Origin of the sequence: Thiocapsa sp. (genome assembly GCF_035467215.1) — a bacterium.
In the GTDB taxonomy this organism is placed as follows: Bacteria; Pseudomonadota; Gammaproteobacteria; order Chromatiales; family Chromatiaceae; genus Thiocapsa.
Genome location: NZ_DATITZ010000117.1, coordinates 1 through 9,208 on the forward strand (window position 1 = coordinate 1; position 9,208 = coordinate 9,208).

A 9,208-nucleotide genomic window follows, 5' to 3' on the forward strand; every position below is an offset into this window, starting at 1 on the left:
TACTTCAGCGAAGCCTTGCAGTACCAGTACCGCAAATATCTCGACGGCGCACTGGCCGGGATCCCCGGTTTCGCCTGTCCGGAGGACCCCGCACTGCGCCTGAGCCCGGTCGAGTTCGCGCGTCTCTGGCAAGCCTACGAGCGCGATCCGGAGGGTCATTTCGCCGAGCAGGAGGCTCGGCTGGCGGCCGCCGAGCCGATGCGGATGCGCCTGGCGGAAGAGTCGGTCGCCGAGACCCTCGTCGAGCGTCGTCGCGAGAACCTCGATGGGGAGCTGGATCTGGCGCGGCGCCGTCGCGAGATCGAGGTAGCGGCCTACGAGAACGAGCAGCGTTTGCGCGCCGGCGAGCTGCGCGCGCAGTTGGCCGACGAGACGCGCGCCAAGCACCATCATCGGCGCGCCGAGCTCGAGCATGAGCTGCAGCAGGCGCGCGAGTCCTGGGCGTTGCAGAAGGCCCACGACGAGGAGGACCTGCGCGAGCGCATGGCCGCCTTCGAGCGCTCCATCGAGCTGACGCGCGAGGATCGGCGTCTGCGCGAGAAGGAGATGGAGATCCGCCGTGCTCAGCGCGAGGAGGAGCTGCGTCAGGCCGATGTGCAGCGCCTGCACCGTCATCGGGTCGAGGTTGCGGAGCTGGAAGCCCGGCGCCGCCGCGAGGAGCGTCTGGAGCGTCTTGCCGGGATGCGCGATGAGCTGAGCCGTCTGCGTGAGCTGGAGTCGCGCGACACGACCGAGGCCGCAACCCTGCGCGAGGCCGGCTATCGTCTGAAGGACGCGATCGAGACTTTGAGCGCGAAGATCGCCTCGAGCGAGAGCGAGCTGGCATCGGCCCGCGGGCGGATGGCCGAGTTGAAGCGGATCGCGGACGGCCCGACCGAGGACATCGGTGAGACCGCTCGCCCCTCCGGAAGCGGCTTTTGGTCGCGTAAAGGGCGACCCGAGGACGGGAAGGGCACTCGCGAGGCGAAGCGTGAGCTGAAGTCGCTCGAGAAGTGGCTGCGCGAGGAGGGCGAGCGCCTCGCGGGCTTGCGCGAGGAGCGACGCGCCTTGGAGGTGCGTCGGATGACCCACGCGGACCAGCTGCACGAGATCGAAACGCGCCTCTCCGGTATCCGATCACGCATCCTCTTCCACGAAGACGCCATCGGCACACTGCTGGCGTCGGAGCGAGCGACGACCGACGGCGCCGAGGTCTAGGCGACCTGCGGAGAAGGCACGATCGGTCATAAGATGCTCTGCATCGGGGTCGGCGGACAGCACCTTGGCCATGTCACCTGACGCCTGCGGTCTGTCGAAAGACCGAGCGGCGGGTTAGGCTGCACCTACCCGCTCGACGGAGCTACAGCGCTTTTCGGTTCGACACCCATGACGACGCTCGACAGCTACGACCAAATCCCCTACGAGAGCTTCGCGATCCCCGAGACCCATCCGGACTATCTGGCGACGCTCGGTCGGTTGCTCGGACTCACCACGGCGGATCCGGAGCGTTGCCGGGTGTTGGAGCTGGGCGCGGCGAGCGGCGGGAATCTGATCCCCATGGCCTTTCATCTGCCCTGGAGCGAATTCGTCGGGGTCGAGCTCTCCGCCGAGCAGGCCCGGCGTGGTCAAGTCATGATCGCCGATCTGGGACTGACCAATCTGCGTCTGCTTCATCAGGACATCCTCGCTGTCGACGAGACACAAGACCCGTTCGACTTCATCCTCGTCCACGGCGTCTATTCCTGGGTGCCGGAGGCGGTCAAGGAGCACATCTTGCACCTCTGCGGTCGGCTCCTGAGCGAGCGCGGGATCGCCTACGTCAGCTACAACGTGCTGCCGGGTTGGCGTCAGCGCGGCATGTTGCGCGACATGCTCCTGTTTCACTGTCGCGGTGCAACGGCGCCCGGCGAGCGTTTGAGCCGTGCGCGCGATCTGCTCGATCGGCTCGTCCGAGGGGTCTCGGCCAAGCACCCAGACGGACAGCCGCGACCCGAGGCCGAGACGTTGCGGCGTGAGGTGGAGTATCTGCGCACCGCCCGCCCGAGCTACCTCTATCATGAGTATCTGGAGGAGACGAACAGCCCGGAGCTGTTCAGCGACGTCATGGCGCGGGCAAACCGGCACGGGCTTGCCTTCCTCGCCGAATCCAAGCTGCACACCATGTTCGCCTCCACCCTCGGGCCGGCGGCCGAGGCCGCGCTCGACGGGCTCGGCGATCAGCTCGTGCAGGAGCAGTACATGGATTTCCTGCGCCTGCGGGCCTTTCGGCAGACCCTGTTCGTGCGCGCGGATGCGCGGCCCTGTCTGGAGATCGATCTGGAGCGACTCTACGACTTCTCGATCCATGCCGATCTGACCCCCTTGCAGCGGGTCCATCTGAACCGCGTGAAGCGTCAGGAATACGCCACGGCGGACGGCGGCCGTCTGCAGGTCGAGCATCCCTTGACCAAGGCCGTTCTGGAGGGCCTCGCGCTGGTCTATCCGAATGCGATGCCGTTGGGACCTCTCATGGACGCGGCGGCGAAAGAGGTCGCCGGGGCCGGCGGGCGGCGCTATGCGGATGATCGGGATGCCTGTCTGAGCGAGCTCTTCAACCTCTACATCTCGCAAGGAATTGGGCTGACCCGACGCGCCGCCCGTTGGCCGCACCAGGTCGGCGCATGGCCCCGGGCCACCCCCTTGGCCCGTGCTCAGGCGGCATCCGGCGAGGGGCATGTGGCGAGCGTGCGCCACCGCAGTCTCGGGCTCGACGCCTTGTCCGCCCGACTGCTCATGCTGCTCGACGGCACGCGTGATCTGAACGCCTTGTTGACGGACCTCGCGGCCGAGATCCGGACCGACCCGGAATTGGCTGCGGCGTCGGGATCACCGGGCGAGGGCAAGGGCCGGTCGGAGCAGATTGCACCGGCCAGTCTCGAGCGTTTGCTCGGGATCTTTGCGCGCGCGGGGCTGCTGGTTGCGGACCCGCAGCCGCGCGAGTCAGAGGCCGGGGTCCCGGGAGGCAACGGCACGACGAACGGCTGACGGAGGAGGTTCTGCCGTGACACGGGTCGGATGGTCTCGGTGAAGGGCGTGCCGATCAAGCGGCTTGCGGCGCTCGGCGTCGTCTTGCTCCTGCTGGCGGGCGGTCGAGCGGGATTGAATGCACTGATCGAGATCACGCCGCCGCCCGACATGCGGATCTCCACCTCGACCCTCATGCTGGATCGCGACGGACGTCTGTTGCGCGCCTTCACGGTCGCCGACGGACGCTGGCGTCTGCCGGTCGATCTGGATGCGGTCGATCCGACCTATGTGGCGATGCTCCTGGCTTACGAGGATCGCCGATTCGCCTCGCACCCGGGTGTCGATGCGCTCGCCCTCATGCGCGCAGGCTGGCAGCTGCTGAGCCGGGGAGGTATCCGATCCGGAGGATCGACCCTCACCATGCAGCTGTCGCGTCTGCTGGAGACGCGCTCGACACGGGACACGGGCGGCAAGCTCAGCCAAATCCGCACCGCACTCTGGTTGGAGCGACGGCTCGACAAGGACACCATCCTCCAAGCCTATCTGACCCTCGCCCCCTACGGCGGCAACCTCGAAGGTGTGCGTTCGGCCTCGCTCGCGTGGCTCGGCAAGGAGCCGCGACGCCTGACACCGGCCGAGGCGGCATTGCTCGTCGCATTGCCCCAATCGCCCGAGACGCGCCGGCCGGACCGACATCCCGAGGCCGCTCGTCGGGCGCGCGATCGCGTGCTCGAGCATGTGCGTCTGGTTGGGATCATCGACGCGGACGAGGCCGCCGCGGCGCGTGCCGAGCCCGTCCCGACCGCACGCTTGGATGCCCCGTTGTTGGCGGCGCATCTGACCGATCGGTTGAGGCGCGCGCATCCCGAGCGCGCGGTCCATCGTCTGACGCTGGATGCCGGTCTGCAGGAACGGCTCGAGCAGCTCGCGAGAGCGCGTGCTGCGGCGCTCGGTCCGCGCGTCTCGATGGCGGTCTTGGTCGCCGATCACGGGCGCGGGGAGATCCTCGCAAGCGTGGGCTCCGCAGGCCTGTTCGAGACGGTTCGGCAGGGTCATGTCGATATGACGCGTGCGGTGCGCTCGCCGGGCTCGGCGCTCAAGCCGCTCATCTACGGACTGGCCTTCGAGGACGGTCGCGCCCATCCCGAGAGCCTGATCGAGGATCGCCCGAGTGCCTTCGGCAGCTATGTGCCGGCGAATTTCGATCTGGGTTTTCAGGGGACGGTCACGGTGCGCCGGGCGCTGCAACTCTCGCTCAACATCCCGGCGGTCAAGCTGCTGGATGCGGTCGGACCGGCGCGTCTGGTGGCTCGGATGCGCAGAGCCGGTGCGCAACCGGTGCTTCCCGATCTGAGTCCGCCCGGGCTTGCGGTCGGCCTGGGCGGGGTGGGTGTGTCCTTAACGGATCTCGTGCACATCTATGCGGCGATCGCGCGTAGCGGTCGCCCGGTGATCTTGCGGGACACCCTCGGCGAACAAGGCGCGGGTTCCGGATCGCTCGGCATCGCCGCGGATGCCGGGGCGCCCGTTCTCGACGCGCGTGCGGCCTGGTATGTCGCCTCGATCCTCGCCGGAGCACCGGCACCGACCAACAGCGCGCCCGGGGTGCTCGCCTTCAAGACCGGGACCTCCTACGGCTACCGCGATGCCTGGGCGATCGGGTTCGACGGGCGTCACGTGGCCGGCGTCTGGGTCGGCCGTCCCGACGGTGCGCCCGTGCCCGGACTCGCCGGTATCGACGCCGCAGCACCCGTGCTGGTCGAGGTCTTCGCACGTCTCGGTCCGACGACACCGCTCCCGCCGGCGCCTCCCGGCATCCTGAGCACGACCTCGGCGGAGCTGCCTCCGCCGCTGCGTCGTGTTCAGGATCCGCGCGCCGCCTCGCGCGGCCAAACGCTCGGCGGTGCGCAGGCCCCGCAGATCGCCTATCCACCCGAGGGCGCGCGTGTCGAGCTGGGTCTCGGTCGAGGTCGGGCCGCCGATCTGGTCTTGCGGGTCCGCGACGGTGTCCCGCCTTTCACCTGGTTCGTCGACGGCGCGCCTGTCGTGCGCGAACCCTATGCCCGAACCACTCGTTGGGCGCCGGAAGGCCCCGGCTATGTGGCCATCTCGGTCGTCGACGCCCGCGGCGGTGCCGCGAGGGTGAGTGTGTTTCTCGAGTGATCTGGCGTTCGGGAAGATTCACCCTCACACTTCAGGTTCGTCGAGGCCGGAGTCCGTCCACTGGCCATCCCGGAGCCCGTCATCATGACTCAAACGCTTTACGACCAAGATTTGTACGACTGGTCCATGCAGACCGCTCGCCTGTTGCGCGAAGGGCGCTATGCCGATTGTCGGTGCCTACGACAGCGCGGTTCGATGGGCTGCCGATGAAACGGGGAAGGACGAGAGCGAGTTTCCCCAAAATTGTCCCTATCGGTCTGAACAGGTCCTCGATCCTTCGTTTTTTCCAGGCCCCGATGAAACCGATGCAACCCGCCGTGACTGATCTCTCCTCGCCCCGACGCACCACGGCCCTGCTCTGGGCCGTCGCCGGCCTGCTGCTTGTCGCTGTTGTCGCGGTCGCACTCTATAAGGCGTGGCCGCTGCTGAACCCGACGCTGGTCGAGGTCGCGCCGCTCGATCCGAGTTGCGACTTGCGTGCCGGACCCTGCGCTGCTCGGTTTGCCGGCGGGGGGGGCGTGCGCTTTGCGATCGAGCCGCAGAGCATCCCGGTCGTCACGCCGCTGCGGCTCGTCGTAGAGACAAACGGTCTGGATGTCAGCGCCGTGGAGGTCGATTTCGCGGGTGTCGACATGAACATGGGATACAACCGCGCTGCGCTTGAGCCGGCTGGTCCGGGCGTCTACGCAGGACAGGGGACCTTGCCGGTGTGCGTGCGTGCGCGCATGGAGTGGGAGGCGAGGGTGCTGGTCCACACGGCCGAGGGGATCTTGGCGGCGCCGTTTCGATTCGAGACGCGGAGGGATTGAATCGCGTTCGGGTTTGGCCATGATGGCGGATCACCGATCCCGATAACGGCATGTCAGGTCGCCGTAGGCGTCGATGCGGCGGTCGCGTAGGAAGGGCCAGAGTCGGCGAACCTGCTCGGTGCGGGCCGGGACGATCTCGGCGAGGAGGATCTGCGGGTTCTGGTCGCAGGCCTGTGCGAGGATCTCGCCTTGGGGGCCGCAGACGAAGGAGTGACCCCAGAACCGTGCGCCGGCCGTCGTGCCGCTCGGATCCTGCTCGAATCCGACCCGATTGCAGGCCGCGACGGGCAGACCGTTCGCGATCGCATGACTGCGCTGAATCCCGACCCATGCCTCGCGCTGGCGCACCTGCTCGTCCGGCACGTCGTTGGGGTCCCAGCCGATCGCGGTCGGGTAGAGCAGAATCTCCGCCCCGGCCAACGCCATCAGACGGGCGGCCTCCGGATACCATTGATCCCAGCACACCAACACGCCCAAACGCCCGACCGAGGTGTCGATCGGTTCGAAGCCGAGGTCTCCGGGCGTGAAATAGAACTTCTCGTAATAGCCGGGATCATCCGGGATGTGCATCTTGCGGTAGACCCCGGCCAGTCGGCCGTCGCTGTCCAGGACCACGGCGGTGTTGTGATAGAGCCCGGGGGCGCGGCGCTCGAACAGCGAGGCGACGATGACCACGCCCAGTTCGCTCGCGAGCGCGCCGAGTCGCGCGGTGCTCGGACCCGGGATCGGCTCGGCGAGGTCGAAGTTGGCAGGGTCCTCGGTCTGGCAGAAGTAGGCGCCATTGTGCAGCTCCTGGAGCAGAATGAGCCGCGCACCGCCCGCGACGGCCTCGAGGATACCCCGTTCGCAGGCGTCGAGATTCGCCGCGACGCTGCCGTGATCGGTTTCCTGCACGAGTGCGATGGTGAAAGGGGACCCCGACATGACGCCAACCTCCGAAAATAGTGGATCCATGTGTGTGCCTGACTGAGCGCGGCGAGCAGCGGCTTCTGTCACGCGAGCGGCTGCATGGATGCAAAGCTCGCGGCCTGCCCGAGATGCCGTCCCTCTCGATCGATCAGGTTCCAGACGACGGCCCCATCGATGCGAAAACGCCGACCGCTCGAGGAGATGCGTACCCCGCTGTAATGGTCGATGAAGCCGTGGGCCGTCACCTGCGCGAGCAGGCGTGCGCGCTCCTGCCGATCCGGGGCCTCGGCGGTCAAGCGCGAGGGCATCCGTGTCAGTTGCTCCCAATCGAGCTCGAACAGATCCATGACCCTTCGGTTGCCGTAGGTCAGAATCGGATCCGGGTCGGCGTTGTGCGACAGGAGCGCGAAGGGCGCCTCGAATAAACGCCGTGCGGCCTCGCGATCATCCAAGCCGGGATCGATCAGATCGCGGCCCGTGAGCCGTCGATAACTGGTGCGCAGGACTCGGGCATGGTCGCTCAGGAAGTCATTGGACGGGTCGGGGTAGGGGAATGGCATCGCCTGATGATCCTGTCGGAATTCGAAGGGGCAGGCTCACCGTTTGAGCCTCCGCCCTGTTAGTCTCTGCGGGTTTCGGGGCCGGCAATCGGTCCCCTCTGTTCCCGGACCCGAGATCGCGTATGGCCAATTTCCAGACCCATCTCAACGGCGGCATCTTCGTGAGCGTGACCGCGGTGCTCGGTTTGCACGGCGCCGGACTGGTCGAGCAGGGCGCGACGCTCGACTATTTTGCACTGGGCGTGGCCGGGAGTCTCCTTCCGGACATCGATGCCGATGCCTCCAAGCCCGTGCGTGCCTTCTTCAATGTGCTCGGGGTTGCGGTCGCCTTCGCCATGACGCTCCCGCTGATCGGCAAGTTTCTTCCGCTGGAGGTCGCGCTCATCTGGGTCGGCGTCTTTCTCTGCGTGCGCTACCTGATCATCGAGATCTTCACCCGTGCGACGGTCCACCGCGGCATCTGGCATTCCTGGCTCGGGATCGCCGCGGCGGCGCTGGCGACCGTCAACATCGCCCATTGGACGATGGACCGGTCCGCGGAGTCGGCCTGGATCGCCGGCCTCATGGTCGGGATCGGCTACCTCACGCATCTTGTCCTGGACGAACTCTACAGCGTCGACCTCCTGAACAGTCGGGTCAAGCGCTCCTTCGGGACCGCGCTCAAGCCCTTCAGTCTGACCGATCCTCGGAGCAGTCTCGCGATGCTGGCCGTTGTCGTGGCGTTGGCGTGGTTTGCGCCCGCGCTCGATCGGGGGCTGCTGCCGGCGGAGGATCTATCCCAGACGATCGTCGTTGTCGCCGATCGTCTGGCCGCGACGCTCGGGGGCGTGATCGACGGGACCGGTCTGCTTGTCCAGTCCCTGATCGACTGGATCCGCACGGGGGCCGACAACCTTTGACCCTTGACCTTTGGCCGAGCGGACCAGCGGACCGCGCCGGCTTGTTGACGTCGACGCTCGCGAGTAGCATCCCCTGCGGCTCGGCGGGGTGCCGAGACCTCTGTCCTGGACCGAAGATCGAGGTAACCACGCGATGAAATATTATCTCGGAGCAGTCTGCCTTCTCATGGGCGCCTGGTTGGTGTACCAGGCGTTGGCCCATCGGCGTGCCGTGATCGGGGCCCGCGAGCGCGCCGCCGCGCAGAACCGCGAGCAGACGATCCATCAACACCTGGAAGGCCTGCGGCTCGGCCTCGCACCTCTGTATGTGATGGGGATCCTCTTCACGGGGATGGTTCTGGCCGCGATCTGGTTCGTCGTCGACCGCGAGCGGGTCTTCTCCGTCCTCGACATCCTCGGGTTCCTGATGGTCCTTGCGGCCTACTCCTTTTGGATGTCCGTGCGGATCCAATACAGCCCGATCGGATTGGACGCCAAGCAGACCGAGTGAGCGCGTCCGGCGCCGCGCCGCGGATCAGGGTTCGACCGCACCGCCGGCGACGTGCGTCTCCGACGGGCCGATCCGGCCATCGTGAAGACGGTATTGGTGGCTGGTGACCTCCCGTCTGAAACGGGCGTCGTGCGAGATGACCACCAAGGCGTGCGGGAGGTCGTTCAGGATCCTGACCAGGCGCCCGCGGGTCTCTTCGTCGAGCCCGTTCCCGGGCTCGTCGAGCAAGAGGACATCCGGCTCCATCGCCAGAACCGTGGCGAGGCTCACCAGGCGTTTCTCGCCGCCGGAGAGCTTGTGTGTCACGCGATCGCGCAGATGGGCCAAGTCCAGGCGCGCAAGCGTGCGATCGACGATCTCCAGGACCTCGGCCTTGGATCTGCCCAGATTGAG

The 9,208-nt window shown here is 67.2% G+C and carries 9 protein-coding genes and 1 pseudogene; 7 read left to right on the forward strand and 3 right to left on the reverse strand.

Going from position 1 to position 9,208, the window contains the following annotated elements; all coding sequences use genetic code 11:
* The 5 genes and pseudogenes from VLR48_RS06700 to VLR48_RS06720 all read left to right on the forward strand — a co-directional run.
* A pseudogene (locus tag VLR48_RS06700) lies at positions 1-1,197 on the forward strand (hypothetical protein); the annotation flags it as partial.
* Positions 1,198-1,365: 168 nt separating this feature from the next.
* Complete coding sequence (locus VLR48_RS06705; protein ID WP_325291030.1) at positions 1,366-3,003, forward strand: class I SAM-dependent methyltransferase; 1,638 nt, start codon at positions 1,366-1,368, stop codon at positions 3,001-3,003.
* 39 nt (positions 3,004-3,042) lie between these two features.
* Positions 3,043-5,148: a penicillin-binding protein 1C gene (pbpC, locus tag VLR48_RS06710; protein ID WP_414718586.1), complete on the forward strand. Its 2,106-nt coding sequence runs from the start codon at positions 3,043-3,045 to the stop codon at positions 5,146-5,148.
* A 160-nt stretch (positions 5,149-5,308) separates the two neighbouring features.
* A complete protein-coding gene (locus VLR48_RS06715) occupies positions 5,309-5,473 on the forward strand; it encodes a DUF29 family protein (protein WP_325291032.1) in 165 nt (54 codons plus the stop codon).
* A complete protein-coding gene (locus VLR48_RS06720; protein ID WP_325291033.1) occupies positions 5,466-5,957 on the forward strand; it encodes a hypothetical protein in 492 nt (163 codons plus the stop codon). Before VLR48_RS06715 ends, VLR48_RS06720 begins: the two co-directional genes overlap by 8 nt.
* 30 nt (positions 5,958-5,987) lie before the next feature.
* Here the strand turns inward: VLR48_RS06720 and VLR48_RS06725 are convergent, their stop codons facing one another.
* Complete coding sequence (locus VLR48_RS06725; protein ID WP_325291034.1) at positions 5,988-6,881, reverse strand: carbon-nitrogen hydrolase; 894 nt, start codon at positions 6,879-6,881, stop codon at positions 5,988-5,990.
* 68 nt (positions 6,882-6,949) lie between these two features.
* Positions 6,950-7,426: an MEKHLA domain-containing protein gene (locus tag VLR48_RS06730; protein WP_325291035.1), complete on the reverse strand. Its 477-nt coding sequence runs from the start codon at positions 7,424-7,426 to the stop codon at positions 6,950-6,952.
* Positions 7,427-7,548: 122 nt separating this feature from the next.
* Here VLR48_RS06730 and VLR48_RS06735 point away from each other — a divergent pair, with 122 nt between their 5' ends.
* A complete protein-coding gene (locus tag VLR48_RS06735) occupies positions 7,549-8,325 on the forward strand; it encodes a metal-dependent hydrolase (protein ID WP_325291036.1) in 777 nt (258 codons plus the stop codon).
* Positions 8,326-8,458: 133 nt separating this feature from the next.
* Entirely contained in the window at positions 8,459-8,815 is a 357-nt protein-coding gene (locus tag VLR48_RS06740; RefSeq protein ID WP_325291037.1) for a hypothetical protein, read from the forward strand.
* Positions 8,816-8,839: 24 nt separating this feature from the next.
* Here the strand turns inward: VLR48_RS06740 and VLR48_RS06745 are convergent.
* A partial coding sequence (locus tag VLR48_RS06745) for an ATP-binding cassette domain-containing protein (RefSeq protein ID WP_325291038.1) occupies positions 8,840-9,208 on the reverse strand: 369 nt, incomplete at its 5' end.